The following is a 26,204-nucleotide window of genomic DNA, read 5'->3' as shown; positions in this document are numbered from 1 at the left end:
CGACCGGCCCCACGAACCTAGACGGCCAGCTCCCAGCAGCGCGCCCGCACCGGCGTGTCCAGGGCCACGCTATAGCGGTCCGGATAGTGGCGCGTGCTCATCGCCGCCTCGCCCCCATTGACGAAGACCTCGACCGAGGACACGTCGCCCAGGACGCGCAGGGTGTCGAGCCGCGCGACCGGGCAGGTACGCGACCCGCGGCCGGCGCCGATGCCCGCTTGGCTCGGGTCCGAGAAGCGCATCTCGAGCTGGCCCGTGCGCTCGCTCCACGTGAGCTCCAGGCCGTCGCCCACCACCGCGTGGAACAGGGGAGCCGAGCAGGACAGCTCCAAATCGAAGCAGCGCGGCAGCCGTGTGGTCGCACCCACTTGCACGCGGATGGCCGCACCGCGCGCGCTCGCGACCTCCCCCACCGGCCGGCAGAGCACCTGGCCCCGACCGTCGGTCGTGACCTCGCGCGGGACCGTGAAGCAGTGCTGCCAGCCGGACTCGCGCTCGCGGCACAGGTGCCCGGGGCAATCGGCCATGCCCATCCAGCCGACAAGCACGCGGCGCCCCTGCTCGTCCACGAAGGTCTGCGGCGCGTAGAAGTCGAAGCCGTGGTCCCAAAGATGGAACGGCCCCAACTCATAGTCGCCGGTCAGGGTGCCCGAGAACTCGAACCACCCGCTCTGGTAGACGTTGCGGCCCTCCCACTCGGGCCCGGTGAGGCCCTGGGGCGACGCCAAGAGCAGGCGTTTCTCGTCCAGCTCCACGTAGTCAGGGCACTCCCAGACGTAGCCGAAGCGCTCGGTCGTCGTGATGCGGTTGAGAAGGCGCCACTGCTCGACGCCGTCAGAGCCGTAGACGAGCGCCTCACCCTTGTCGGAGGCGCGCTCCTCGCCCGCCCTGCGGGCGCCGAGGAGCATGAGGTTCCTCGGCGCGCCCTCCGCCGCCGCGAGCCCCGCGCTCGGGAAGACCTTGGGGTCGCGCACGTGGGCGGTCTCGTCGGCCGGATAGTCCGCTTGCGTGAGCACCGGGCGCTTGGGCAATGACAGCTCCGGGCGCCCGAGCGTCACCACCATCTGGTTGGACTCGCGGCCGGTCGTGACGTAGTCGTAGGTCTCGCCGGCGTCCACGTGTTTGACGTTGCCGGTGTAGAAGAGGTGCGTGGCGTCGCCGTCCACGAGCGCGGAACCAGAGTAGACGCCGTGACAGTCCCAGTGGGTCTCGGGGACGAGGGCGGTGCCGGCGTCGTGCCACCGGAGCAGGTCGCGCGAGGTGGCATGACCCCAGCACTTGAGGCCGCCGTCCACGGCGAGCGGCGAGGCTTGGTAAAAGGCGTGGTAGATGCCATCGCGCTGGTGCAGGCCGTTGGGGTCGTTGAGCCAGCCGGCGGCGGGCATCAGGTGGAAGCGCTGAGCCCATCGTCCGTGGCCGGTCTCGGCAATGCGCTCGCCCGCTGCGTCGCAGAGCGCGGTGAGGGTCTGGGCGAGAAGGTTCATGGCGGTCCTCTCCGAACGAGTCAGAGCCCGTCGGGTCTTGACTCGTTCACACGGGACGATGAGTCAAGACCCGACGGGCGGTGTCACGCGGCTACTTGCGGGTGAGGTCGATCAGCTGCGTCTCGGCGGTCACGGCGCCCGAGGTCACGGGCTTCTCGACGTCGAAGTCGTAGGCGTTCGAGACGATCATCATCGTCGTGGCCGGGTAACCTGCGGCGCGCACCGCGTCGAAGTCCACCGTGAGGAGCTGGTCGCCGGCGCGCACGGCCTGGCCCTCGGTCACGTGCTTGGTGAAGCCCTCGCCGTTCATCTTGACGGTGTCCACGCCCACGTGGATCAGCACCTCGGCGCCGGACGCGCTCGTGATGCCCACGGCGTGGCCGGTCTCGAAGACGGTGGTCACGGTGCCATCGCAGGGGGCGATGACGTCGGCGGAACCGGCACCGGGCTCGACGGCCGCAGTGGGGCCGAGGATCTCGGCGGCGAAGGTGGGGTCGGCGATGTCGGCAGGCGCCACATAGGTGCCGGCGACCGGCGCGGAGAGCTTCTCGGCGGCCAGAAGGGCCTGCGGCTTCTCGGCGGACACCGGGACCTCGCCAGCGGAGGCCTCGAGCTCGCGCTCGGACTCGGAGGGCTTCTCGGAGTACAGCATGAAGGACAGGCCGAAGGCGACGCCCGCGGACACGGCGAACATGATGCAGTACTGGACCGGCTGGGCCATGCAAAGGAGGATGCCGAAGATGCCGGTGACGCCGGTGCCGGAGGCGGCCAGGCCGGTGAGCGAGCAGATCAGGGCACCGCAGGCGCCGCCGATGCAGCCGGAGATGAAGACCTTGATGAAGCGGAGGTTGACGCCGAAGATCGCCGGCTCGGTGATGCCCATGAACGCGGAGAGGGCGGACGGCGTGGCGAGGCCTTTGACCTTGGGGTCCTTGGTCTTGACGGCGACCGCGAGGCAGGCGCCGGCCTGGGCGATGTTGCAGGCGCTCGCGATCGGCAGCCAGTAGGTCACGCCGTAGCTGGCCAGCTGGCCGAGGTCGATGGCGGTGTACATCTGGTGCAGGCCGGTGACGACCGTGGGCGAGTAGATGGCGCCGACCACGGCCGCGCCGATGCCGAAGGGCAGCGTGATGAGCCACTGGACGAAGCCGAGCACGGCGTTCTCAGCGACCACGAAGAGCGGCCCGACGAAGCAGAGCACGACCCATGCGGTGACGAAGACGGAGACGAGCGGCGTCACGAAGAGGTCGATGGCCTCCGGCACCACCTTGTGCAGGCGCTTCTCGAGGAAGGCCAGGATGGCGACAGCGATCACGATGGGGATCACGTGGCCCTGGTAGCCCACCCAGTCGATGGACCAGATGCCCGGGATGACCTCCAGCGTGGGCATCGTGCCGGCGGCCGTGAGCTCGGCCAGGCTGTAGGCGCTCTCCATGGCCGGGTTGATCATGATCGCGCCCATGACCGCGCCGAGGAACGGGTTCGCGCCGAAGGCGCTGGCGGCCGAGAAGCCGATGAGGATCTGCAGGAACGAGAACGCAGTGGAGCTCACCAGGTTCGCCACCTGGTAGAAGGAGCTGTTGGTGTCCATCGCGATGATGCCCTGGGTCACCATGAAGTTGAGGGCCGAGAGGATGCCGAGCAGCAGGCCGGACGCGACGATGGCGGGGATGATGGGCACGAAGACGTCGCCGAGCAGCTTGATGCCGCGCATGATCGGGTTCTGCTGCGCCGCTGCGGCCTCCTTGGCCTCGGCCTTGGAAGCGCCGGACAGGCCGCCCGCCTGCAGGAACTCGTCGTACACCTTGTTGACGGTGCCGGTGCCGAAGATGATCTGGAGCTGGCCCTGGGCCTCGAAGACGCCCTTGGCGCCGTCGACGTTCTCGAGGGCCTCCTTGTCGACCTTGGAGTTGTCCGCGATCACGAGACGCAGGCGCGTCGCGCAATGGGCCGCCGAGGCCACGTTGTCGGCGCCGCCGACGTACCGGAGGACTTCTTTCGCTGACTGCGCATAGTCCATGGGGTCTCCCTTCTCACCCGTGGAGTCGTTCCGAGGGCTCCGTGCTCTCGATTGTCTGTAATGTAATCGATTTCAGTCTGCTGGCAACGGAGAATCTTGTACTTCCTTCAGGAGACGGGTGAGCGGGCGGCAATGATCTGTGAGCGGTTTGGCGCATTACATGGATGAACAAATGGACCTGCGGCCTTTCACCCGCAAGTCCATCGATATCATTTCGTAGCTGTATTCGTTTGCACTTTCTCCCGCGCCCGGACGCTTCGGTGGACGCTTGGGAGAGAGCCTTCCGTCCGGGATCGGACGCTTGAGAGAGAGCCGTTCGTCCACGCTGTCGCCGGGTGGAGCGTGGACAAATCGCTCTCTCCGAAGCGTCCACGGCTGGACGCTTGGGTCAGAGCGATTTGTCCGCGGTCACGCGCTCCGAGGGACCAGCGTCAGGTCCGCCGTCGGGACGGCCAGCTCCCAAGCCGTGACGTTCGCGTCGGGCGCGTCCACGGCGACCTCGTAGCGCTCCGGGTAATAGCGCGTCGAGAAGACCGTCTCGCCGTCGTTGGCGAAGACCTCGACGCTCGAGCAATCCCCCACCACGCGCAGGCTGCGCAACCCGCCAACGTGCGCTCGCCGCTCGCCGCGCCCGGCCCCGACCGGTCCCGAGAACCGCAGCACCAGCTCGCTCGTCTCGGCATCGAACGCAAGCTCGAGGTCGCGAGCCAGCCGCACGGAGCAGCGGTCGTTCAGGACGCCCTCCACGAGCAGGTCGAAGCAGGGGCGGTCCGCCAGCGTGAGATGCCCCCGCGCCTGCACCTGCGCGCGACGATGACCCCCAAGCTCGCGCACGGGTCGTGTCAGCACGCGGGACCCGTCCCAGGTCACCTCGCGCGGCACGGTGAAGCAGTGCTGCCAGCCGTGGTCGAGCGTCGGGTTCTTCTCGGCGGGCGTGTCCGCCATGCCCATCCAGCCGATCAGGATGCGGCGGCCGTCCTCGGCCTGGAAGGTCTGCGGCGCGTAGAAGTCGAACCCGTGGTCCCAGAGCGCGAACTCCCCCAGCTCGCACTGGCCGAGCACGTCGCCCTCCAGCCTGAACCAACCGCTCTGGTAGATGTTCTTGCCGTCCCACTGAGGGCCCGTGAGCCCCTGTGGCGAGCAAGCGAGCAACTTGACGCCGTCCAGCTCGAAGTAGTCCGGGCACTCCCACATGTAGCCGAAGCGCTCGGGCGTGGTCACGCGGTTGGCGAGCGTCCAGCTGTCCAGGTCCGGGCTCGTGTACACGAGCACCTCGCCCGCGTCCTCGTCGCGGGTCTCGCCGAGCCGGCGCGCGCCGAGGACCATTCCCCAGCCCTCGTCCGTCACGAACAGCTTGGGGTCGCGGACATGGCAGCTCACGTCCGCCGGGTAGTCGGCGTTGCTCAGCACCAGGCGCTTCTCGGAGAAGCGCTGCCCGTCCGGGCTCGCCACCACGAGCGTGTTGCCCTGACGTCCGCTCACGATGAAATCGTGGTCGCGGCCGGCTTCATCCTCCTTGACGTTGCCGGTGTAGGCGAAGACCGCGCCCCCGTCGCAGGGAAGCGCGCTGCCGGAGTAGACGCCGTGGCAGTCGAAACGCGTGTCCGGATAGAGCACGACGCCCCTGTCCTCCCAGGTCACGAGGTCGCGCGACGTGGCGTGGCCCCAGAACTTGAGGCCGCCCTCGGCGTTGAACGGGGAGCACTGGTAGTAGGCGTGGAAGATGCCGTCCTTTTGATACAGGCCATTGGGGTCGTTGAGCCAACCGGCGCAGGGCATGAGGTGGAAGCGCTGGCCGAAGCGGCCGCGGCCGCGGTGGCGCTGCTCGTCGATGGCCCGGTCGCAGGCGCGGGCGAGGTCGCGGGTGGCGACGTTCATGAGGGTCCCTCCGAAACGGGTTGCGGTACAGGGAAGGGGCGGCGGCTTGGGCCCGACGCCCCTTGGAACAGTACTGTAATCGATTTCACTCATCAGTGCAGAAGAACCCGGCGCCTCCGCCGGGCTTTCACAGACCAATCCGGAACGCCAACGAGTCAGCGCTCGACGGGTGGTGACTCATAGGGAGGCGCCCCGACCGCCGCTCCGGCCGAGGCGCCCAGGGAGGAGCGCGGGACGGTTAGTCGAGCTTCTGGCGCCACTGCGGGGTGTCGGCCTCGCGGTACAGCGCGGCCTTGCCCATGCTGCCGAGCAGCGTCATCTTCTGCTTCAGCACCTGCTTCGCGGCGTCGATGCACTCCGGGTACAGGTTGTTGGGGTCCCAGCCGGAGCCCTCGCGCCCGAGCACCTCGCGGGCCTTGGTGAAGAACGCGCTCTTGTAGTCGCTCGAGATGTTCACCTTGGAGATGCCCAGACGCACGGCCTCGGCCACCTCGCTGTCCGGGTTGCCGGAGCCGCCGTGCAGCACCAACGGCACGTCGACCTCGTGGGTGATGGCTTCGAGCACGTCCATGCGCAGCTTCGGCGTCACGCACTTGGGATAGAGCCCATGGCAGGTGCCAATGGCCACGGCCAGGCTGTCGATGCCGGTGCGCTCGACGAACTCCCTGGCCTTCTCAGGGTCGGTGTAGATGACCTCGGTCATACCACCCTCGATGGTGGTGCCGGTGTCGCCAATGGTGCCCAGCTCGCCCTCCACGGACACGTCCACCATGTGGGCGTAGCGAACCACCTCGGCCGTCTTCTCGACGTTCTCCTCGAAGGGCAGCGCCGACCCGTCGATCATCACCGAGCTGAACCCGTCGTGAATCGCGCGCATCACGCTCTCAATGGAGTCGCCGTGGTCCAAGTGCAGCACGAAGGGCACCGGGCTGTTCTCGATTCGGGCCAGCACGTACGCGAAGAAGTCGTCCTTGCAGTAGGCCATCTCCGTGGGGTGCACGGCGATGATGGCAGGGGCGTCGTTCTCCTCGGCGGCCTCCACCACGCACCGCACCAGGTTGGACTCAGAGACGTTGTAGGCGCCCACCGCAAAGTGGTTCTTCTTGGCCACCTCGAGCATCTGGGTCATGTTGATGAGCATTGGCTTTCAAGTCCTTTCGACGAATCCGGGGCTGGAGCCCCGTGTACAAGAGCGGCGCGACCACTGTGAGCCGCGCCGCTGGAACCACAGAGGGAGCTACGAGAAGCTCAGGCCGGAGAGGTCGACCTCCTCCTCTTCCTTGACGGAGGTGCCCTCGACGTCCTCGTCGGGCAGCCGCTTCTTGATGGCCACGAGCATGAAGGCCGTGATCGTGGAGCCCACGAGCAGCGCGATGACGGCGACCAGAGGCTGGCTCATGGCAGGAATCACGAAGACGCCGCCGGAGGGGACCGCCGAGCCGTTGTCAAAGAAGAAGCTGATGGCGCCGCACACGCCGCAGCCGATGGAGGTGGAGGCGACCGTGCGGGCGAGGTCGTTCATCGCGATGGGGATGACGCCCTCAGAGATCATGCAGCAGCCCATCGGGAACGCCACCTTGATGTTCTCGACCTCTTCCTTGTTGAAGATGGGCTTGTGGAACGCCTTGGAGAGCAGCCACGCGCCGGTGACGCCGAAGGGCGGGACCATGGCGCAGAGGACCTTGATGCCCTCGGGGCCGTAGATGCCGTCGGCCAGCAGGCCGTCGCAGATAAGGTTGGGCACCTTGGAGATGGCGCCGCCGTAGTCGATGCAGCCGATGAACCCGATGATGAAGCCGTACAGGAGCTTGGCGCTCTGGTCGAGGCCCACGATGAAGTCGTTGAGGGCCTGGGTCACAGCGACGACCGGGTAGCCGAGCACGAACAGCATCACGGTGCCGGCGACGATGGTGGTGAGCGTCGGGATGATCATCATCGGCATGAGCGCCTGCGCCCACTTGGGAACCTTCAGATAGTTCTCGAGGGCGAGCGCGATGTAGCCGGCAACGAGACCGCCGATGAGGCCGCCGAGGAATCCGGTGCCGAGGAAACTGGCAATCTGGCCCATCAGGAAGCCGGGTGCCAGGCCGGGACGGTCGGCGATGGCGTAGGCGATATAGCCGCCGATGAAGGACGGGATGAGGCCCATGCCAAAGACACCGACGGTCGTGAGCATGTCAGGGAAGCTCATGCCGTCGAGCGACTCGGCGACGTTGCCGCCGGCCAGGTTGCCGATGGCGATCAGCAGGCCGGAGGCCACGATGAGCGGGAGCAGGTAACTGATGGCCGTCAGGGTCGGCCGCTTGACTTCGAACTTCATTTTCTTAGCCATGAGGGCTCCTTACACACGTCCGAGGGGCTAGGCCTTGGCCAGCTCTTCTTCCATCTTCTTGAGAACGGCCTTGGGCGCCTTGATGGCGAGGTCCGTGGGGATCTTCATCGTCTTCTTGCCTTCAAAGCGGTCGGTGCCCTCCACGTGCACGTCCACGGCGAGCAGCACGGCGTCGGCGTCGGCGATCTGCTCGGGGGTCAGCTCGTCCTCGACGCCGATGGTGCCCTGGGTCTCGAAATGCACCTCGTGGCCCAAGGCGGCTCCTGCCTGCAGTAACGCCTCCCTCGCCATGTAGGTGTGCGCGATGCCGCTGCAGCAGGCGCAAATGCCAACAACCTTCATGTCCTCCCCTTTCCTGGTGCCTCCACAGGTCTCCCCTTGGACCTGTTACCTTCCGTCTTTATGCAGGTAGATTCGCTGCTCGTCGTGCTGAAAGGAATCTTGTTTCACAGTCGTGCGATCCATGCAACCATGTCCCTTAATCGTTCGCAAACCAGCGAGTGGCGCGAAACCCTCCGTGAGCGGGCGCTCGGGCACCGTCCCTTGACAAAGAAAAGAGCCCGTGCCCTTGAGGGGCACGGGCTCGAACGAGGCAGAGAGGCCTAGAGAAGCGGCGGCGTGGCGCTTTTGTCGTGGCCGAGGCTCTTGAACTCGAGGGTCGCCCTCTCGGCGGGGTCCACGTCTTGCGAGAGCACGAGCGCAAAGAGCAGGTCCGCCACAAAGACGGCCGACAGCGTCGATGAGAAATGCTCCATGCCCAGCAGGTGGTCACGGGAGACCGCATCGAGCACCACGTCGCAGCGACGTGCCAGCGGGGACGCCGGGTTGCTCGTGATGATCAGCGTGGCGCAGCCGGCGTCCTCGGCGTTGTCGAGCGCGGTCTGCAGCCGCCGGGAGCGGCCGGACGCAGACACCAGGACGAGCACGTCACGAGGCCCGAGCGCGAGCGACGCGAGCACCATCGAGTCGGTGTTGGGAGGGCAGACCGTGCGAATGCCGATCTGGCCAAGCTTGAAGGAGAGGTTGGCGCACACGTTGATCGAATTGCCGGCGGCCCCAAAGACCACACTGTCGGCCGACCGGATCAGCGAGACGGCCTGGCGCAGGCGCGACGGGTCCAGGCCTCGAACGGTGGCCTCCAGCTCCGTGATCTTGGTGGCGAGGACGAGGTTCACGGAGCCCTCCAGGTCGTCCATGCTGACGGCCTGGGCCGCGTTCGCCCCCTCTTTCCTGACGGTCACGGCGAGCTGCTCGGTGACGGCCAGGCGCAGGTCCGAGAAGCTCTGGTAGCCCACGCGGCGCACGAATCGCGAAACGGAGGCGCTCGAGGTGCCGCTCCCCTCCGCAATCTCGCGCACGGACAGGTGCGGGATCTCCGCCACGTTCTTCACGATGAAGTCGCCGATACGACGCTCGACGTCCGAGAGCTGCTCGTAGCTGCCCAAAATCGTGTCGATAGTGCTGGCGCGAATGATGATCACGCCCCTTCTCGGAGTGGAAGCCGGCGATAGGGAGCTGCCGCAGCGGCACGAGGGCCGCGCCGCGCCCGGGGCTCATTGTTCCACTCCCCCGCAAGCCGGCGCGACCCGCTGTGACGCACCCTTACCTGAAATCCACGGACTGCTTCGGACGACGTTACTGCGCCTGCAGCGCCAGCGCCACGCAGCCCAAGATGCCCTGGTCGCCGCCGCAACCGGCCTCGCTGATGTAGCTGTCCAGGTCCTCCAGCTCCGGGGCCACGATATAGCCGTTGATCATCTTCGCGAACTTCTCGCGCACGAGCGGGAACAGCTGCGCCTGCTTCATGACGCCGCCGCCGAGGATAATCTTCTGCGGCGAGTAGGTCATCACGTAGCCAACGAGCGCCTCGGCGATGTAGTCGCTCTCGAGGTCCCAGACCTCGTCCCTTTCGGCCAGCTCGTAGCCCTTGGCCCCCCAGCGCTTCTCGATGGCGGGCCCAGCAGCGAGACCCTCGAAGCAGCGGTCGTGGTAGGGGCACGCGCTCTCGCCCGGGTCGTTGTCGCGCTTGGCCAGCAGGACGTGGCCGGCCTCCGGGTGCAGCATGCCGTGCACCAGCTTGCCGCCGATCATCACGCCGGCGCCGATGCCCGTGCCGATGGTGATGTAGACCACGGAGTCCCGCCCCTGGGCGCAGCCGTAGACCTGCTCGCCGAGGCAGGCGACGTTGACGTCGGTGTCGTAGCCGACGGGCACGTCCACGTGCTCCTTGAGCGCGCCGAGCATGTCGAAGTGCTTCCAGGCGGTCTTGGGGGTCTCGAGGATGTGCCCGAAGGTGGGAGCGGCCGGATTCACGCCGGTGGGACCGAACGCGCCCACGCCGAGCGCGTCGATGTCGCGCGCCGCGAACCACTCGCCCACCCGGGCCATGGTCTCGACCGGGCCCTCCGTTGGGATCTCCTCGCGCTCGATGACCTCGCCCGACGGTGTGCAGACGGCCATCACCATCTTGGTGCCTCCGGCCTCCAGCGCTCCGATCCGCCGCGTGTCCTCGCTCATGGCTCCCCTTCCCTTCGTACCTGTGTGCAATCGATTGCACACACCTTATCACCCCAGCATTCACTTGAAAAGAACTGTAAAAGCGGAACCACGACGGAGTCCTAGCGATCGAGACGAGAGCGCCGTTTCTACAGACGCCCACGCGCGTACGCCGCCGCTCGTTCTGTCGTTTCTCCTTGACGACGAGCCCAAATCCACAGACCCAGGCCCTTGTTCTGCGAATCCTCGCGCAAGCCCGCCGAACGAAGCCGGGCCGTTCTGCGATTCTCGACACAACCCCGCACAGGTCAGGCATTGACCACGCGGAAGCCCAGCATCGTGGAGGCCGGCATCGTGCGGGGGTTCTCCATGAGCGAGATGAGCGCCTCTGCACCGCGCACGCCGCTCGTGCGGTTGCCGAGATGCACGGTCGGGAAGCCCCCGCTCACGGCCTGCGCCAGCTCATTGTCGCCAAAGCCGGTGACGAGCGGCGCGTTGCCCGTGCCCGCGGGCTCGCCGTAGCGTTCGAGCACCGCCTTCATGGCGCCAGCGGCGATAAGGTCCGTGGCGCAACAGACCAGGTCGAGCGCCGGCGTTGCAGGGTCCTCCAGCAACAGGTGCGTTTGCTCGTAGCCGGACGCCGTCGTGAACGCGGCCTTGCGCACGCGGGCGTCCGGCACCTCGATGCCACCGGTGGCCAGTCCGGCAAGCATGCCGTCGCGGCGCTCGATGCCCACCGCGCGGTCCTTCTCGGTGACCCAGATCATCGCGGCGGAGGCGCCCGGGCGCTTCTCGGCCACACGGCGGCCCAGCTCAAAAGCCGCACCCTCGTCGTCGTGATAGACGCAGTTGACGCCCGGCACCCGCTGCCCGATCACCACCACCGGGGTCTTGGACTCGCGCAGGAACCGCTCGTGTGCGGGCGTGACCTCCGTGGCCACGAGAATCATGCCGTCCACCGGATACCGCTCGAAAAGCCGCAGGTAGTCCAGCTCGGCCGAGGCGTCGTTGTCGGTGTTGCCGAGGATCATCTGGTACCCCTGGCGCCCGAGCACCTCTTCCACGCCCGCCGTCACGCGCCCGATGGTCTCCGTGCTGATCTTTGGCACCACGACGCCCACGAGGCTCGTCTTGCCCGTTCGCAGGTTTCGAGCCTGGCGCGACGGCGTGAAGCCGGTCTCCTCAATGGCGGCGGCGATCTTCGCGCGGTTCTCCTCGGAGACGTAGCCGTTGTTGAGGTAGCGGCTGATCATGGCGGGCGACACGCCCACGCGCTCGGCCAGCTCTTTAATGGTCATGGTCGCCCCTCTCCTTGCTCCGGAAGACGTCCAGGTCACGATGCGCCAGGCCGTTTTTGGCCAGACGCGCGGAGCATGCCGACAGCCCGGAACAGGCACCAGTCTGACGGATTGCCGAAAGGGACGTCGGCGGCAAGCGCCCTGCAGGAGCCCCTGCCGCCCCAGTTGGGTGGCGCGCCGGCGGGGGCTCTCGCAGTTTCTCTTTCGTGCCTCAGAACAGGCACGACTCGATTTCGCCCTTGCCGCGAAGCTTCTCCAGCCACTCGGCCGGGATGCCACCGATGCCGTAGACGATGCCGGCCAGCCCACCGGCGACGGCGCCCGTCGTGTCTGTGTCATCGCCCAGGTTCACAGCAGCAAGGGCACAGTCCTCGAAGCTGTCCGTGTTCGCAAGGCACCAGAGCGCGGCGTGCAGCGTGTCCAGCACGTAGCCGCCTGATCGCGGTGCGTCCCCGTCGATGATGTCGACGAGCGATGGGTTAACGGCCCTCGCGGCGCTGCGGACGTCCTCACCGGCCGCCAGCTTTCGGGCGACCTCGACGGCCGTGACGCAGGCCTCGGTGGACGTGCGGTGCGCGTGAGTGATCGCGGACACCGCACGCACCTCGTCGTCCGTCGCGTCCGTGAACGCCAGGGGAAGGGTCCGCATGAGCGACCCGTTGCCGTTGTCCCGCTCGCCAGTGAGCCCACGCCCCAGGCGCAGCGCCTGGGCGGTTGTGTTGCCGATGTCGAACAGGCCGTCCACGGTGTACTCGCCCCAGTCCATCCACTCACGGAACCGCCGGAGCATGTCCGCCGTGTCGATGCGGCCGGTCTCGCGGATGGAGTCGCAAATGGCGAGCGCCATGGACGTGTCGTCGCTCCAGGTTCCGGCCGGCTGGTTGTGGGTGCCGCGCCCGACCATGTCGGAGCAGCGGAACGAGCCGCGCGGTTTGAACTCGTAGGGGACGCCGAGAGCGTCGCCGACGGCCTGCCCGTAGACGCAGTCACGAAGGGTCGCGACCGTCTCACTCGCAGCCCTTCGTGGAAGGCCCGGAGCCGGTTTGACCGCAATCGGGTGGTCCCCGTAGTAGTCGGAGTCAGCCTCGACGCGACGGGTCGCGTCGGCCGTCGAGCGCTTCTGATTCTTCGATGTCATGGCTCGGCCTCCTCGACAGGGACGTATAGCTTGCCGCCCTTCGTCTCTTGCCTTGTCACCTGATACTGTACTGGACCCTCCCGGCGCGTACGGGGAGCGGGGTCTGGTCCAAGCCGCAGCCGATCCTGACCCAAAGACGGCGCCTGGAAAGAACGGCCGCGCCCTCTCGGACGCGGCCTTCATCATCTCTGCAACGACCTGCAAAAATGCTCCGTCCCCTTTTGCAGGTTAGGCGAGGTCCGCCAGCTGTGCGGCCAGGCGCTTCACGGTCTCCTCCAGCTCGTCCACGCGAGCGGTCTTCGTCGCCACCACCTCGGGCGCGGCCTTGGCCAAAAAGCCCGGGTTCGCCAGCGTCTTCTTGGTGCCGTTGAGCTCCTTCTCGGCCTTGGCCAGGTCCTTCTCCAGGCGCTTCTTCTCGGCGGCGAAGTCCACGAGGTCGCCCACCTTCACGTAGGCCTCGAACGCCGGGTCCACAATCGTCACGGAGCCTGCCGGCTTGCCGACCTCCTCGCCCGTGCCCACGAGCAGCTCGCCCACACAGCCCACCGAGCGCACGAAGTCGCCCTGGGCCAGCAGACGCTGCGCGTCGTAGGGCGCGGCCTTGACGTCCACGTCCAACACCTGGCGCGGGCTCAGGCGGTAGCGCGCCCGGATGGAGCGCACGCCCGCGATCAGACGGCGCGCGAGGTCGAAGTCGTACTCGGCCTCGTCGTTCACGTACTGCGCCAGCGCCTCGGGGTCCGGCCACGCGGCCTCCATCAGGAAGCGCCCGTCGTGCTGGGCGGCGTCCTCGTCGCCGTCGAACTCCGCCAGGTCGAGCGCCGAGACCGGCATCTGGTCCCACACGGCCTCGGTCACAAAGGGCATGCCAGGATGCAGGAGGCGGAGGCTGGCGTCGAGCACGAACACGAGGTTGCGCTGCGCGCCCAGGCGCACGGCCGGGTCGTCCGACTGCAGGCGACCCTTGCAGAGCTCGATGTACCAGTCGCAGAGCTCGCCCCAGAAGAACGCCTGCGTCTCGCGCGCGTAGTCGCCGAGCTGGTAACCCTCCATCCACTCGGTGTCCTGGGCCACCATCTTGGCCAGGCGCGAGAGCATCCACGCGTCCTCGGCGGTCTCGGCCACCGGAGCACCGGGCTCGTAGCCGTCCATGTTCATCAGTAGGAAGCGGCTCGCGTTCCAAATCTTGGTGACGAAGCCCTTGGCCTGCTCGGTGCGGGGGCTCTTCTCGAAGACCTTGACCTTCTTGCCGTCCTCGCCCTTGACCTCCTTGAACTCCGCGTCGAACTTGACGTCCTGGTTGTTGGTCATGAGCGTGAGCAGGTTGTGGCGCATGGCGTCGGCGCCGTACTTCTCGATGAGGATCATCGGGTCCACGCCGTTGCCCTTGGACTTGGACATGCGCGAGCCGTCCTTGGCGAGGATCGTGGCGTAGATCACGACGTCGTCAAAGGGGATCCGGTCGGTGAAGTAGAGCGAGCTCATCACCATGCGGGCCACCCAGAGGGCGATGATGTCGCGGGCGGTGACCAGCACCTTTGTGGGGTAGTGGCCCTCCATCTCCTCCTCGTGGAGCGGCCAGCCCTGCGTCGCGAACGGCCACAGCTGGCTCGAGAACCAGGTGTCGAGCACGTCGGGGTCCTGCGTCACGTGGCGGCTGCCGCACACCGGGCAGACGTCGACGTCGTCCATGCAGGCGTCCTCCCAGCCGCAGTCCGGACAGGTGAAGACCGGGATGCGGTGGCCCCACCACAGCTGGCGCGAGATGCACCAGTCCTTGAGGTTGTCCATCCAGGTGAGGTAGGTCTGCTCCCAGCGCTCCGGGTGGAACCGCACCGCGCCCGACTTCACGACCTCGGTGGCGGGGCCCTTGAGCTTGTCCACGGCCACGAACCACTGCTCGGACAGCCACGGCTCCAGCTTCGTGTCGCAGCGGTAGCAGTGCATGACGGAGTGCTCGTGCTCCTCGACCTTCTCGAGCAGGCCGTGCCCCTCGAACCAGGCCACCACGGCGTCGCGGGCCTCGTCGCGGCCCATGCCGGAGAACTCGCCGTAGCCGTCCACGACCACGGCGTTCTCATCGAAGATGTTGACCTGCGGCAGGTCGTGAGCCTGGCCCATCGCGTAGTCGTTGGGGTCGTGGGCCGGCGTCACCTTGACGAAGCCAGTGCCGAAGCCGGCGTCCACGTGCCAGTCGCTGAAGACCGGGATCTCGCGGCCCACGATGGGCAGCACCACGGTGGCGCCGACGAACTGGCTCGCGTACTCGTCGTCGGCCGAGACGGCGATGCCCGTGTCGCCGAGCATGGTCTCCGGGCGCGTGGTGGCCACCGTGATGTGGTCGATGCCGTTCACCGGCTCCTTGAGCGGGTACTGCAGGTACCACAGGTGGCCGGTCTCGTCCTTGTACTCGGCCTCGTCGTCGGAGATGGCCGTGTTGCAGCTGGGGCACCAGTTGACGATGCGCTTGCCGCGGTAGATGAGGCCGTCGTGGTACCAGTCGCAGAAGACCTTGCGCACCGCCCAGGCGTAGTCCTTGTCGAGCGTGAACTTCTGGTCCGCGAAGTCGCCCGAGCAGCCCATGCGCTTGATCTGCTTGACGATGGTCCCGCCGTACTCATGGGTCCAGTCCCAGCAAGCGTCGACGAACTGCTCGCGCCCCATCTCCAGACGGGACTTGCCCTCGCTCTTGAGCTTCTTGTCCACCTTGGTCTGCGTGGAGATGCCGGCGTGGTCGCAACCGATGATCCAGCGGGTGGAGCGGCCGCGCATGCGGTTGTAGCGAACGATGGCGTCCTGGATGGTGTCGTCCATCGCGTGGCCCATGTGGAGGATGCCCGTGACATTGGGCGGCGGGATCGTGACGGTGCAGTCGCCCACCCCCTTGGAGCGCTGGTAGCAACCGGCGTCGATCCACTTCTCGACGAGCTGGGGCTCGACGGTGGAGGGGTCGTAGTTCTTGGGCATCTCGAAGTCGGCCACGGGGCTCCGCCTTCCTGTTGTCGCGGCATAAGCGCCGTTCATTGTACGCGCACCGCAGTGGACGCTTACGAGAGACCCGCCCGTCAGGATGGGACAGTTTAAAGAGACGAAAGTGTCCCACTGCGCACGCGAAGAGCGAGTCAGGACAAACGACTACGGCACCTTTGTCCCGGCTCGCTCTTCTTATACGGCCCTGACGTGGCTGGAGCTCGCGCTAGGACTCGTCGTCCATCTCGTCCCAGTAGGTGCCCTCGAGCTCCTCGATGAACGTCTGCGGATCGCTCGTCTCCTCCGCGGTGAAGACGCCTCCGTGCTTGGGGTCGTTGCGGAGGTCGGCGATTGCGTCGATGATGTCGTCGGCCTTGGGACCCTCGGGCATCGAGCTGGCCACCATGACGGCCAGCTCCTCGTCGTCCATCTCGGACTCCTCGGCGAAGCCCAGCTCCACGAGCTTGGCGCTCGTCACCGGGATGTCCTCGTACTGCGCGCCCTGAACCTGAGCGACGCCGCCCTTGACCACGATCTGGCCCGTCTCGTGGCTGAGCGCGTCCTCGGTGTCCTCCTGCTCCAGGTACTCGGTGATGTCGAAGGCCACCGGCGTGGCGAGCGACTCAAGCGCGGCGTAGAGCATCTTGGCCTGGTCCTTGGAAAGGGCGCCGGCCAGGATCGTGTCGACGGCCTCATCCCACCCTTCATCGGTCTTGCCGGTGATCGAGTAGACGGTCTGCGCGCCATCGGAGTCCACGCTCGTGACGGCCGTGATGCCCCACTCCTGCACGGACTGGTCGAAGGTCTTGAGCGCGGCCTGCCACGAGCCCGCGAGCGCCTGATTCTCAAGCGCCTGGTTGTCGATGCTCAGCGTGCCGTAGAAGGGCGCCTGGTCTGCCATGGGATGCTCCAATCAAAGGGGTTGTGCTGCAGAGGCAGGTACCCGTTTGATCGATGGAGGCCGCGACGTCCGCGAGAAAAGGGCAGGCGGGACCGGTTTGGGCTGCGATCGCAAACGCGAGGGCCGACCCTCATGCCGCGTGGTTCTCGCCGGTCGCATAGTCGATCGACACCCCGGGCTCGACGTTGTGCACGAACACGCGGAAGCTGAGGCTCTTGCCCTGGTCGGCCACGGAGGCCGCCTCGATCCACACGCCCTGGCACACCAGGTCGTCGCCGTCGAACACGGGAACCACTCGGTACAGGCACTCGTCGTCGGTGTCCTCCACGTAGTCCGCCACGGCGTTCTCGTAGGGGATCATCGCGAGGTTCATGGACCGCGTGCCCGTGAGCAGGTTCCGCTCGTTCGCGTCCTGGCCGGTGAGGCTGTGCGCGATGAGGTGGCAGCGGTTGTAGAGCTTGCCGCCATCCACGAAGTCGTAGTCGCCCTGCACCCATCCGGTGGGCTTGATGAAGCCGATGTCGCCGCGCTCCTCGTCGCCGGCCTCCAGGGTCGCGTCGCTGATCGTGGCCGAGCAGCCAGTCACGCGACCGAGCGGATCCAGCTCGCCATACACTTCGAAGCCCTCGACGGCGCCGGCGTACATGTCGTCCGAGAAGGTCGGGCTGCCGCCGTCCGTCACGATGTCGCCGGTGTAGGCGGGCGCAACCCTGTCATCTGCCGGGACGTCGGCGGCGCCGGAAAGAAGGCTGGGAGCCCAGGTCGGCATCGGCAGCCGTCCGGTCGCACCTGCCCACGACAGCGCCACCACCACGGCGCCGATGAGCACCACCCACAGGACACTGAGACGTTTGCGCTGACCGCGCCGCCTTTTGGCCATGGTCGTCCTTTCTGGAGCGGTGAGGGACCGCCCATCGGATGTGACAGCTCGGCTGGGGCGACGCTCCGCACGCGAGGAAACCCTAAAAGCCGACCAGCGTGCCCTCCAGTGAACCACGGCCAAGCCACCGGGCACCCCGATGCACCCGCTCTCCATGACCGTGAGCCAGCACGACCCGGGGCCGAGGTACTTCTCGTTGCGCCGCACTTCGGGGCGAATCTGCAGAATCCTGCGGATTCGCGCCGTTTTGCGGCGCAGGGGTCGTGGCACGCGCCGCCATTGCGGTTGAATCCGTCGGCAGTCATATGCCTTCTGGTAAGTTCAGGCTGAAAGGCGGTGCGTGCCAGAAGGGGTGCGCCGCCCTTCCGCTTGAATGCGCAAATCCATGCCCGCTCAGCCCGAAGTGCGGCGCAGGTAGGAGTAGCCCGATGATCATCACCGCCGAGGACCTGGACTTCGCGAGCCCGGTGCCGCTGTACCAGCAGCTCTTTGACGTGCTGATCGACCGCTGCGACCACAGCTCGCTCCATGCCGGCGACCTCCTGCCCACCGAGGAGTCCCTGACCCGCGAGCTGGACGTCAGCCGCGCCACCGTGAACCGCGCCTACCGGATGCTCGCAGAGGAGAACTGCGTGGACCGCGTGCCCGGCGTGGGCACGTTCGTGCGACCGCGCCGCATGAGAAGGTCGCTGGGGCAGGCGTCGGACTTTCTGGGCGAGACGCAACGGTTGGGGCGCGCGGCGTCCTACCAGCTGGTTTCCCTGACAGCCGGACGCCCGAACCGCATCCAACGCGACCGGTTGGCAGTGAACGACGGCGAGCAGGTCTGGCACCTGGACCGGCTGCAGCTGGTGGACGGACGGCCCGTCGCCATCGAGCACCTGACGGTCCCGGTCGCGCTGGTGCCAGACCTGACCGCCGAGCAGGCCGCCAGCCCGATCTTCCCGGTGCTGCGCGCGGCCGGGGGCACGGAGGCCACGCTGCGCCACGCGCTGGGAGCCGGCCTGTTGCCGGAGGCGGACGCCAAGCTGCTCGGCGCCAAGCCGGGCGCGGCGATGTTCCGCTTCGAGCGAGAGACCGTCGGCGACGACGGGCGCCCCTGGGAGTACGGCATCGTGCACATGCCGGCCGTCACCACGCGCTACGACTGTGAGGTGCGCACCGGCGACGCGCCCGTCTCCTTCTAAGCGCCACAAGGTACAAGCCCGCGCCGGCCAGACAAATCCATGGGGTTAGCTGCGGTTATTCCCGCGGCTGAAAAGAGGCAAGGCCGTCGCGCGAGCGAAGCGCGCCCGCGTCTACCCTAGTGGGCGAACCCCGAGCGAAGGAGTCCCATGCTCGCCGACTGCCATGTGCACACGTCCTTCTCGGACGACTCCCCCTACCCCATGGAGGACGTCGCCGCCGACGCCCTGCGCCTCAACCTCGACGCCATCTGCTTCACGGACCACGTGGACTACGGGGTGAAGCCGGACGCCCACTCGCCAGAGGCCGAGCACGCGCGACTGGACCCGCACCTCGGCAAGCCCATCACCAATGTGGACTACGAGGCCTACTTCCCCGAGGTGCACCGCGAGCAGCAACTGTTCGACGGCCAGCTGCAGATCGCCTGTGGCCTTGAGTTCGGCATCCAGCGCCACACGGTGCCACAGTTCGAGCGGGTGCTCGACCGATGGGGCGACCAGCTGGACTTTGTGCTGCTGTCCATTCATCAGGTCGACGACCAGGAGTTCTGGACCGGCGAGTTCCAAGAGGGCAGGACGCAGGGCGAGATCCGCCGCCGCTACTACGAGGAGATGCTCGCGGTGATGGAGGCCTTCGACGGCTACGACTCCCTCGCCCACCTGGACCTGATCCGTCGCTACGACCCCTACGGCGAGCGCGACTTCGCCGAGGACAGGGACCTCGTGGCGCCGGTGCTCGAGAAGGTCATCGCCAACGGCAAGGCCGTCGAGCTCAACACCAGCTCGTGGCGCTACGGGCTCGCGGACCTGCAACCCTCGACGCCCCTGCTGGAACTCTACCGCGACCTCGGCGGCCGGCTCATCACCTTGGGCAGCGACTCGCACTTGCCCCAGCACCTGGGCTCCTACCTGCGCGTGGCCCAACGGCGCCTGCGCGAGCTGGGCTTCCGGGAGTTCGTGACCTACGAGCACCACGTGCCGACGCCCCATCCCCTCGCCTTCTGACGTCCCTTTCTCGGGGTCCTCAGCCGAGCGCTCGGCTGAGGACCCTTTTGTCATCCTTTCAGATACAGTGATGAATTGGGAGCGACCGCGAGGAGGGGCCATGCGCGGAACCATGTACACGGATGCCACGAGCCACGTTCCGGACAACCTGTTGGCCCGGATCCTCGCCTCGCGCGACCACCTGTCCGAGGGCGAGCGCCGCATCGCGGACTTCCTCCTCGCCCACCAGGCGAACGTGTCGAACCTGCCGCAGGCGGACCTCGCCCGGGCCTGCTCGGTCTCGCCCGCCACCGTCTCGCGCTTCTGCAGGAAGATGGGTGAAAAAGACTATCGGGGCTTCCAAATGTCCTTTCTGCGCATGCAGAACACCCTGCATGGAGGCCCATTGGGCATCGAGATGCCCACCGACGACATCTCCATCGACGACGTCCCCGGCGCCGTGCGCGAGGTGCTCAACCGACGCGTCGCCGACCTGCGTTTGACGCTCGAGGGGCTCGACCCCACCGCCCTGGAGGCGTCGGCCCGCGCCATCGCGACCGCGCGGGTGGTGGAGTTCGCCGCTGTCGGACGCTCGATCCCCACCGCCATGGATGCCGCCTACAAGTTCGAGCGGATCGGCATCTTGGCCGTCACCGCCTCCTATTACGAGAAGCTCATCTCCGAGGCCCTTGCCCTCAGCTCCACGGACGTGCTTGTGGTGTTCTCCCGCTCGGGCTGGTCCGGCACCCTCCAGCAGGTGGCGAGCGCGGCGCAGTCTCGCGAGGCCACTGTGGTCGCGGTCACCGGCAACCTGGCGAGCCCTATCGCCCAGAAGGCGAACCACGTGCTGACCGTCGCCAGCGGCGACGTGAGCTCCTCGGAGCTCACCGGCAACACGCGCATCGGCGAGCTGGCCATCATGGAGGTGCTCTTCACCCTCGTGGCGGCGACGCGCCCGGACGCGGCCGCGCGCAAGGCGGACAACGAGCGACACATCTTCTCGGAGGTCGACCTCCCCTGACACTTGCACGAACGCAAGTCACTTGCATCGATTCCTTGAACCTACTTTCATCAGCGCAACTGACTTTCATTACTCTCCGAAATACCGTGAAATTGGCTACCGTTCAGCAGACGGAACCACTCCACTCGCCCAGAGCGCGGTGTATTGAATCGCCTCCCTTCATTACTTTGCCGGCGAACCGGCCCACCGCACCGAAAGCGGCGGTGAGACCGGACAGCCCCACGGGAAAGGGAGGAACCCTATGGCCGGTAAGGACTACGCATCGATGGCGTCCGCCATCCTTGAGTGCTCGGGCGGAAAGGAGAACATCGCCGAGCACACGCACTGCGCCACACGCTTGCGCCTGCACCCCAAGGACAAGGCCAAGATGGACCTCAAGGCCATCGAGAGGATCCCCGGCGTCCTCGGCGTCGTCGACAACGGCAATCAGGTCCAGGTGATCATCGGCCAGTCCGTCGAGCAGCTCTACGCCGAGTTCGTCAAGCTGGCGGGCGACAGCAAGCAAACGAGCGCCGCCCCGGCCGGCAAGAAGTCCATCGGCCAGCTGGCCAGCGACTTCCTTCTGATGATGGCCTCGATCATGGTGCCGGTGATCCCCGCGCTCACCGTGGCGGGCTTCATCTCCGTGATCCTGACGCTGCTCAACCTGCTCGGCTGGGTCACCGCGGACAGCTCCACGTACCTGATCCTCAACAGCTTCGCCCAGGCGGCCTTCTACTTCCTGCCGATCATGGTGGCCTACACCTCCGCCAAGAAGTTCGACACCGAGCCCATCATCGCGATGCTCCTGGCCGCCGGCCTCCTGTACCCGGACTTCGTGGCCTATATCGGCGAGGTGGCGGCCGCCGGCGAGACCTTTGGCAGCTACTTCGGCCTGCCCATCTACGCGATGACCTACAACGGCGGCGTGATCCAGATCGTGCTGTCCGTCTGGGTCATGAGCAAGCTCGACCACTGGCTCAGCCGCGCCATCCCTGAGTCCGCGCGCTACTTCTTGAAGCCGCTCACCCTGATTGTGGCCATGTCCGTGGTGGTCCTCACCGTGACCGGCCCCATCGGCGGCTACATGACCGGCGCCGTCTCCGCCGGCATTGCCTGGCTCACCGCCAACATCCCCTGGCTCGTGGTGCCCGCGCTCGTGCTCTTCTCCTGCACCATCGGCCAGCTCTGCGCCGGCTTCCACCTGGCCCTCGTGCCCATCGCCACCGAGTCCATCCAGACTGTCGGCTACGACATGTCCATCACGCTCTGGTTCTTCTCGTTCACGGTGTCCGCGGGCTTCGTGGCCCTGGCCATCTCCGTCTTCAGCAAGTCCAACAAGTGCAAGCAGATCTCCTGGCCCGCGGCTCTCTCCGGCCTGATCGGCGGCATCTCCGAGCCCACCGTGTACGGCCTCGCGTACCGGATGGTCAAGCCCTACTACGCGCTCACCGTCACGTCCGTGCTGGCCGCCCTCATCTGCGGCATCACCGGCCTCAAGTCCTACGGCTATGGATGTCACTGCCTGCCCGGCCTGCTCATGTTCCTCGGGCCCGAGATGGACTGGTCCAACTTCTACCTCGCCGTCGGGATCACCGTCTTCATGGGCGTCTGCTCCTTCGTGACCGTCAAGCTCTTCGGCTTTGACGACTCCATCTACGAGGACGAGCAGGAGGCCCAGGCCGCTCCCGAGTCCGCGCTGCTCCCCGGCGCCGGCGTCGACGTGCAGCTTCCGGGCACCGGCTCCTACGTCGCCCAGAGCTCCATCTCCGACCCCACCTTCGCAGAGGGCATCCTCGGGCCGTGCTTTGGCATGAAACCCGCCAAGGACACCGTCAAGGCGCCCGTCGCCGGCACCGTCGAGATGGTCGCCGACACTAAGCACGCCGTGGCCATCCGCACGGACGCAGGCTCCGCCGTCATCGTGCACGTGGGCATCGACTCCGTGAGGCTCGGCGGCAAGGGCATGAACGCGCTCGTCTCGGTGGGCCAGCATGTGTCCGTGGGCGACCCGCTCGTGAAGTTCGACCCCATCGCATTCTCCAAGGCGTCCATCGACGACACCGTGGTCGTGGTGCTCACCGAGCCTGCTCCGGCCGGCGCCGGCGACCAAGACGACAGCGGCATTCCGATGACCCCGGTATTCGGTTAAGGGGCGCCCATGACCGACCAGCGAAGCTACGACCGCGCCCTCGTGCAGGGAATCCGAGACAAGCAGCACGTCGAAGCCGGCCCGGAAGTCGATGTGATAGTGAAGCCCATCCCCGACGACGACCGCAACCACGTGCTCGACCCCCGCGTGCGGGAGGTGGCCGCCCGCAAGAAGGCCATGTTCGAGGCCCGGGCGGCCCAGCCCGGCGGCAGCGGGCTCGCCGAGGAGCGCTGGCGCCCCGACAAGCAGCCGGCCGACCTCTGCGAGCACCCCGTGGAACGCCGCGAGCGCATCGTGGACATCGACGGCACGCACCGGATCGCGATCTACACCTACCGCCGCGACGGTGCGCCCGCACCGGCCCCGGTGGTCGTGTTCCTGCACGGCGGCGGCTTCACGGCAGGCTCCGAGCGCATCTACCGCAACCAGATGCGGTACCTGGCGGAAGTCTCGGGGGCCCTCGTGGTGTTCCCGGAGTACCGGCTGGCCCCGGAGTGCCCGTTCCCGGCCGCGATCGAGGACGCCCTCGCGGCCATCCGCTGGGTGCGCGCCAACGCCGGTGAGTTGGGCGCCGATGCCGGGAGGATCCTCGTGGCCGGCGATTCCGCAGGCGGCTCGCTGTCGAGCGCCGTGGCGTTGAGCGCGCCAGACCTGGTGCACGGGGTGTACCTGGTCTTCCCGGGCGCCGACATGTCCAACGTGGACGAGCTCACGGACTACGAGTGGTCCTACGCCCTCTACCCCGTGGCGGACGAGGACCGCGAGCTGGCCTACTCGCGCATTCGGCGCATCGAGCAGAGCTGCCATGGCACGGCGGAGGACAGCCTCTACGTGCAGGGCAGAACGTCGCTCAAGGACCCGCTCGTCTCGGCCGTGTACGCCAGCGAGGACGCCCTGGGGGCGTGGCCGCCCACCACGGTGGCGGTGTCCGAGTACGACTACCTGCGCCCCGGCGCCGAGCACTTGGCGAAGCGCCTCCAAGCAGCGGGCGTGCCGACCCGGTACGTCCTCTACAAGGGCGTCGACCACGGGTTCCTGGACCTCTTCGGCGCGGAGCCCCAGGCCGAGGAGCTGTGCCTGGACATCGCCGACCAGGTAGCCCAGTTGTAGGACCCCCTGCGGGCGCCCGGCTTGGGAACGAGCGCCTGCTCGCGGTCGGTGCGCGCCGGTTCGTGGTTACCGGCGCGCACCGTTATGGTTCTTGAGAACCCCGATCGGATTGGAGCCCCATGGCCGTCCTCACCATCGAGCACAAGTCCCCGACGATGCGCCGCGACATGCCCCTCAAGGTGGTGCTCCCGTTCGACCGGGAGGGTGTGCCGCCGTACCCGCTCGTGGTGCTGCTGCACGGGCTCCAGGGGAACTGCAACACCTGGCTGTACAACACGCGCATCGAGCGATGGGCCTGCGATCGGAACCTGGCGGTCGCGATGCCCCAGGGTGACAACGGCTTCTGGATCGAGCCCGGTGTGGCCGGAGGCCCCCAGGGCGACTATGGCGCGTACATCGTTGAGGTCACGCAGCTGATGCGCGACCTGTTTCCCGTGGCCAACGACCGCGAGCACACGTTTGTCGGCGGGTTCTCGATGGGCGGCTACGGGGCGCTGCGCGCAGCGCTGCTCTGGCCGGAGCTGTACTCCAAGGCGCTCGTGTTCTCGGCGGCGTGCCACTTCTTTGAAGAGGACGAGCCCGGAGACATGGCCGGGGAGCTGCGCCTCTTTGAGCCGCGAGAGGAGAAGCGCGCAACGGACCTCAACCCCCGTTGGCTGGCGGAGCGCCTGGGGCGCGAGGCCGGCCGCGACCTGTTCCCCGCCTTCAAGATGCTGGTAGGGGCCGACGACTCCCTTGCCCGATGCAACGCCGCGATGGCGCAGTGCCTGGCCGAGCAGGGCGCGTCCGTGCAGTTCGAGGAGCGCCGGGGAATCCATAGCTGGAACTTCGTGCAGGGACACTTGGAAGAGGGCCTGGACTGGCTGGCGGGCGGCGCCCGGGCGAACGAGGGCTCGCTGGACTAGTCCGTTAGAACGGCAGCAGACCGAGCAGCGCGTACGCCACGACGCCCGCCACGGCGCAAAGGGCCAGGGACTTGGTCTTCACCGCCACGCCGCACACCAGGCACGAGGCCGCGAGCGGCACCAACGCCCGCGTGGGGCTCTCGGCCCACAGCCCTGGTTGGAACAGGTCGTTGGCCACGAGCGCCGCAAAGGCGGCCGGCGGGATCAGCGACAGCGCCTGGGACACCCGAGGCGGAAGTTCGCGGCCCTTGAGCACGAAGATCGGAACGCAGCGGCACACGAGCATCGTGGCAAGACAGCACAGGTAGACGATCCAGAACTCCTGCTGGGTCATGCTGCCTCACCGCCCTTCTCGGCGTCGCCGCCACAGACGAGCCCGAGCGCCACGCCCAGCACGGCGCCCGTGATGATCGCCATGGACCCGAGGCCGAGGCACTTGCAGAGCACCGTCGCCACGATCGCGGCCGCCGCCGCGACCACGTTCGCGCGGGTCAGGTCCTGGCACAGCATAAGGCAGAGGAAGATGGACGTCATCGCAAACGACGCCACGTCCGTGGGAAGCGAGATGACGTCGCCCACCAGGGCGCCCACCGCGTTGGCGCAGGCCCACGCGAGCATCGAGAGGATGTTCACCGCCGTGGCGCTCGCGCAGTCCCAGTCCCCGCTGTCGAACCGGCCCACGTTGACGCCGAAGGACTCGTCGGTGACCGTCGCCGAGAAGAGCGCCGTCAGGGCTTTCGGCGCGCCGTTGAACCACGGCGCGAACGCCGCCGAGTACAGCATCTGCCGTGTGTTGACCAAGGACACGGACGTGACGATGGCGGCGACGGACTGCCCGGCCATGACAAGGTTGGGAATCATGAACTGGCCGGCGCCGGTGTAGAGCGTCACGCTCATCAGGAACGCCTCGGCCGGCGCGATGCCGACGGTTCCCTCGAGGATGCCCGCAGGCACGCCGATGACCAGGTAGCCGAGCATCACCGGCAGCGCCACGGGGAACGCCCGCTTGACGGCGCTGGCAACGCCCCTGCGCTGTGGCTCCTCCGTCACCGACCCTCCTTTTGGCTCGACGTTCAGGGCCTTCCATCCTAACGCAGCCACCGGAGCCCTCGAGGTTGTCTCTTCCTTTTTGTGAAATCAGTTTGCCTACTGGTATCTGAGCTTATTCTGATGCCATGGGATATCGACACTCACCTGAGGGGGCACCATGACTGAGTCGGTCTTCTGCGCGTCCGGACCTCAGACGGACGCACCGGTCGCCGCGCACCCTCGCGGCGCGCAGCCTCGCACGTTCCTCCCCCGGCCCGGACGTCACGACGACGCCGCGCCCACCGGTCGGAGCCACTGGTTCACCGACTACCGCCTGAGCAACAAGGGCTCCTACTGCGCCAACAGCTGGGTGGGCACCGCGTGGACAGGGCCCGACGGTCGATGGACCTTCGCGTGAGGGCCCGAGGCACCCGTTCACAACC

At 67.3% G+C, this 26,204-nt stretch carries 22 protein-coding genes; 7 read left to right on the top strand and 15 right to left on the bottom strand.

What is annotated here, in order from left to right:
* Positions 1 to 17: 17 nt before the first annotated feature.
* From QJ043_RS07465 to QJ043_RS07405, 13 genes are all read right to left on the bottom strand, one after another.
* Positions 18 to 1,484 carry a glycoside hydrolase family 32 protein gene (locus QJ043_RS07465; protein WP_283713033.1) on the bottom strand — a complete coding sequence of 489 codons (1,467 nt, stop codon included), beginning with the start codon at positions 1,482 to 1,484 and terminating at the stop codon, positions 18 to 20.
* A 91-nt stretch (positions 1,485 to 1,575) separates the two neighbouring features.
* Entirely contained in the window at positions 1,576 to 3,504 is a 1,929-nt protein-coding gene (locus QJ043_RS07460; protein WP_283713032.1) for a PTS sucrose transporter subunit IIABC, read from the bottom strand.
* 408 nt (positions 3,505 to 3,912) lie between these two features.
* Complete coding sequence (locus QJ043_RS07455; protein WP_283713031.1) at positions 3,913 to 5,382, bottom strand: glycoside hydrolase family 32 protein; 1,470 nt, start codon at positions 5,380 to 5,382, stop codon at positions 3,913 to 3,915.
* Positions 5,383 to 5,620: 238 nt separating this feature from the next.
* Positions 5,621 to 6,523, bottom strand: a complete 903-nt coding sequence (locus tag QJ043_RS07450) for a ketose-bisphosphate aldolase (protein ID WP_283713029.1) — start codon at positions 6,521 to 6,523, stop codon at positions 5,621 to 5,623.
* 96 nt (positions 6,524 to 6,619) lie between these two features.
* Complete coding sequence (locus QJ043_RS07445; protein WP_283713028.1) at positions 6,620 to 7,714, bottom strand: PTS fructose transporter subunit IIC; 1,095 nt, start codon at positions 7,712 to 7,714, stop codon at positions 6,620 to 6,622.
* Between the two features lie 27 nt (positions 7,715 to 7,741).
* Positions 7,742 to 8,056 (bottom strand): PTS fructose transporter subunit IIB, encoded by a 315-nt coding sequence (locus tag QJ043_RS07440; RefSeq protein ID WP_283713027.1) that lies wholly within the window; start codon positions 8,054 to 8,056, stop codon positions 7,742 to 7,744.
* 260 nt (positions 8,057 to 8,316) lie between these two features.
* Positions 8,317 to 9,195: a MurR/RpiR family transcriptional regulator gene (locus QJ043_RS07435; protein WP_283713026.1), complete on the bottom strand. Its 879-nt coding sequence runs from the start codon at positions 9,193 to 9,195 to the stop codon at positions 8,317 to 8,319.
* Between the two features lie 154 nt (positions 9,196 to 9,349).
* Positions 9,350 to 10,231, bottom strand: a complete 882-nt coding sequence (locus QJ043_RS07430) for an ROK family protein (protein WP_283713025.1) — start codon at positions 10,229 to 10,231, stop codon at positions 9,350 to 9,352.
* Positions 10,232 to 10,518: 287 nt separating this feature from the next.
* Positions 10,519 to 11,547, bottom strand: coding sequence for a LacI family DNA-binding transcriptional regulator (locus tag QJ043_RS07425; protein WP_283713024.1), 1,029 nt, complete (start codon positions 11,545 to 11,547; stop codon positions 10,519 to 10,521).
* Between the two features lie 172 nt (positions 11,548 to 11,719).
* Complete coding sequence (locus tag QJ043_RS07420; RefSeq protein ID WP_283713023.1) at positions 11,720 to 12,646, bottom strand: ADP-ribosylglycohydrolase family protein; 927 nt, start codon at positions 12,644 to 12,646, stop codon at positions 11,720 to 11,722.
* Positions 12,647 to 12,874: 228 nt separating this feature from the next.
* Complete coding sequence (locus QJ043_RS07415; protein ID WP_283713145.1) at positions 12,875 to 15,613, bottom strand: valine--tRNA ligase; 2,739 nt, start codon at positions 15,611 to 15,613, stop codon at positions 12,875 to 12,877.
* Positions 15,614 to 15,842: 229 nt separating this feature from the next.
* On the bottom strand, positions 15,843 to 16,517 hold the full coding sequence (locus QJ043_RS07410) for a hypothetical protein (RefSeq protein ID WP_283713022.1): 675 nt from the start codon (positions 16,515 to 16,517) through the stop codon (positions 15,843 to 15,845).
* A gap of 130 nt (positions 16,518 to 16,647) precedes the next feature.
* Positions 16,648 to 17,397 (bottom strand): DNA/RNA non-specific endonuclease, encoded by a 750-nt coding sequence (locus QJ043_RS07405; protein ID WP_283713021.1) that lies wholly within the window; start codon positions 17,395 to 17,397, stop codon positions 16,648 to 16,650.
* Positions 17,398 to 17,825: 428 nt separating this feature from the next.
* On the opposite strand from QJ043_RS07405, the gene QJ043_RS07400 reads away from it, so the two are divergent.
* The 6 genes from QJ043_RS07400 (at position 17,826) to QJ043_RS07375 (ending at position 24,732) form a co-directional block, all read left to right on the top strand.
* The gene (locus QJ043_RS07400; RefSeq protein ID WP_283713020.1) at positions 17,826 to 18,584 is read left to right on the top strand and encodes a GntR family transcriptional regulator; all 759 of its coding nucleotides are present in this window, start codon (positions 17,826 to 17,828) and stop codon (positions 18,582 to 18,584) included.
* A gap of 147 nt (positions 18,585 to 18,731) precedes the next feature.
* Entirely contained in the window at positions 18,732 to 19,586 is an 855-nt protein-coding gene (locus QJ043_RS07395) for a histidinol-phosphatase HisJ family protein (protein WP_283713019.1), read from the top strand.
* A 100-nt stretch (positions 19,587 to 19,686) separates the two neighbouring features.
* Positions 19,687 to 20,586: a MurR/RpiR family transcriptional regulator gene (locus QJ043_RS07390; protein WP_283713018.1), complete on the top strand. Its 900-nt coding sequence runs from the start codon at positions 19,687 to 19,689 to the stop codon at positions 20,584 to 20,586.
* A 241-nt stretch (positions 20,587 to 20,827) separates the two neighbouring features.
* Positions 20,828 to 22,717 carry a glucose PTS transporter subunit IIA gene (locus QJ043_RS07385; protein WP_283713017.1) on the top strand — a complete coding sequence of 630 codons (1,890 nt, stop codon included), beginning with the start codon at positions 20,828 to 20,830 and terminating at the stop codon, positions 22,715 to 22,717.
* A gap of 9 nt (positions 22,718 to 22,726) precedes the next feature.
* Positions 22,727 to 23,827 carry an alpha/beta hydrolase gene (locus tag QJ043_RS07380; protein WP_283713016.1) on the top strand — a complete coding sequence of 367 codons (1,101 nt, stop codon included), beginning with the start codon at positions 22,727 to 22,729 and terminating at the stop codon, positions 23,825 to 23,827.
* A gap of 119 nt (positions 23,828 to 23,946) precedes the next feature.
* Complete coding sequence (locus QJ043_RS07375) at positions 23,947 to 24,732, top strand: alpha/beta hydrolase (RefSeq protein WP_283713015.1); 786 nt, start codon at positions 23,947 to 23,949, stop codon at positions 24,730 to 24,732.
* Between the two features lie 4 nt (positions 24,733 to 24,736).
* On the opposite strand, the gene QJ043_RS07370 is transcribed toward QJ043_RS07375, so the two are convergent.
* Together QJ043_RS07370 and QJ043_RS07365 are read right to left on the bottom strand one after the other, a co-directional pair.
* The gene (locus tag QJ043_RS07370; RefSeq protein WP_283713014.1) at positions 24,737 to 25,066 is read right to left on the bottom strand and encodes an AzlD domain-containing protein; all 330 of its coding nucleotides are present in this window, start codon (positions 25,064 to 25,066) and stop codon (positions 24,737 to 24,739) included.
* Positions 25,063 to 25,782 carry an AzlC family ABC transporter permease gene (locus QJ043_RS07365; RefSeq protein ID WP_283713013.1) on the bottom strand — a complete coding sequence of 240 codons (720 nt, stop codon included), beginning with the start codon at positions 25,780 to 25,782 and terminating at the stop codon, positions 25,063 to 25,065. The genes QJ043_RS07370 and QJ043_RS07365 overlap by 4 nt, the downstream gene beginning before the upstream one ends.
* Before the next feature lie 157 nt (positions 25,783 to 25,939).
* On the opposite strand from QJ043_RS07365, the gene QJ043_RS07360 reads away from it, so the two are divergent.
* Positions 25,940 to 26,179 carry a hypothetical protein gene (locus tag QJ043_RS07360; RefSeq protein ID WP_283713012.1) on the top strand — a complete coding sequence of 80 codons (240 nt, stop codon included), beginning with the start codon at positions 25,940 to 25,942 and terminating at the stop codon, positions 26,177 to 26,179.
* The last annotated feature ends 25 nt before the right edge of the window (positions 26,180 to 26,204 follow it).

The sequence above is a fragment of the Kribbibacterium absianum genome, assembly GCF_030067705.1.
In the GTDB taxonomy this organism is placed as follows: Bacteria; Actinomycetota; Coriobacteriia; order Coriobacteriales; family Atopobiaceae; genus Kribbibacterium; species Kribbibacterium absianum.
The sequence above is the reverse complement of the archived record's forward strand: the minus strand, read 5'-3'. Positions and strand labels throughout refer to the sequence as shown.

Coding starts and splice junctions, on each gene's coding strand:
- QJ043_RS07410 (WP_283713022.1), bottom strand. CDS start 16,517: ATGGCAGACCAGGCGCCCTTCTACGGCACGCTGAGCATCGACAACCAG.
- QJ043_RS07460 (WP_283713032.1), bottom strand. CDS start 3,504: ATGGACTATGCGCAGTCAGCGAAAGAAGTCCTCCGGTACGTCGGCGGC.
- QJ043_RS07445 (WP_283713028.1), bottom strand. CDS start 7,714: ATGGCTAAGAAAATGAAGTTCGAAGTCAAGCGGCCGACCCTGACGGCC.
- QJ043_RS07465 (WP_283713033.1), bottom strand. CDS start 1,484: ATGAACCTTCTCGCCCAGACCCTCACCGCGCTCTGCGACGCAGCGGGC.
- QJ043_RS07375 (WP_283713015.1), top strand. CDS start 23,947: ATGGCCGTCCTCACCATCGAGCACAAGTCCCCGACGATGCGCCGCGAC.
- QJ043_RS07450 (WP_283713029.1), bottom strand. CDS start 6,523: ATGCTCATCAACATGACCCAGATGCTCGAGGTGGCCAAGAAGAACCAC.
- QJ043_RS07415 (WP_283713145.1), bottom strand. CDS start 15,613: ATGCCCAAGAACTACGACCCCTCCACCGTCGAGCCCCAGCTCGTCGAG.
- QJ043_RS07360 (WP_283713012.1), top strand. CDS start 25,940: ATGACTGAGTCGGTCTTCTGCGCGTCCGGACCTCAGACGGACGCACCG.
- QJ043_RS07390 (WP_283713018.1), top strand. CDS start 19,687: ATGCGCGGAACCATGTACACGGATGCCACGAGCCACGTTCCGGACAAC.
- QJ043_RS07455 (WP_283713031.1), bottom strand. CDS start 5,382: ATGAACGTCGCCACCCGCGACCTCGCCCGCGCCTGCGACCGGGCCATC.
- QJ043_RS07385 (WP_283713017.1), top strand. CDS start 20,828: ATGGCCGGTAAGGACTACGCATCGATGGCGTCCGCCATCCTTGAGTGC.
- QJ043_RS07395 (WP_283713019.1), top strand. CDS start 18,732: ATGCTCGCCGACTGCCATGTGCACACGTCCTTCTCGGACGACTCCCCC.
- QJ043_RS07440 (WP_283713027.1), bottom strand. CDS start 8,056: ATGAAGGTTGTTGGCATTTGCGCCTGCTGCAGCGGCATCGCGCACACC.
- QJ043_RS07400 (WP_283713020.1), top strand. CDS start 17,826: ATGATCATCACCGCCGAGGACCTGGACTTCGCGAGCCCGGTGCCGCTG.
- QJ043_RS07405 (WP_283713021.1), bottom strand. CDS start 17,397: ATGGCCAAAAGGCGGCGCGGTCAGCGCAAACGTCTCAGTGTCCTGTGG.
- QJ043_RS07420 (WP_283713023.1), bottom strand. CDS start 12,646: ATGACATCGAAGAATCAGAAGCGCTCGACGGCCGACGCGACCCGTCGC.
- QJ043_RS07380 (WP_283713016.1), top strand. CDS start 22,727: ATGACCGACCAGCGAAGCTACGACCGCGCCCTCGTGCAGGGAATCCGA.
- QJ043_RS07430 (WP_283713025.1), bottom strand. CDS start 10,231: ATGAGCGAGGACACGCGGCGGATCGGAGCGCTGGAGGCCGGAGGCACC.
- QJ043_RS07370 (WP_283713014.1), bottom strand. CDS start 25,066: ATGACCCAGCAGGAGTTCTGGATCGTCTACCTGTGCTGTCTTGCCACG.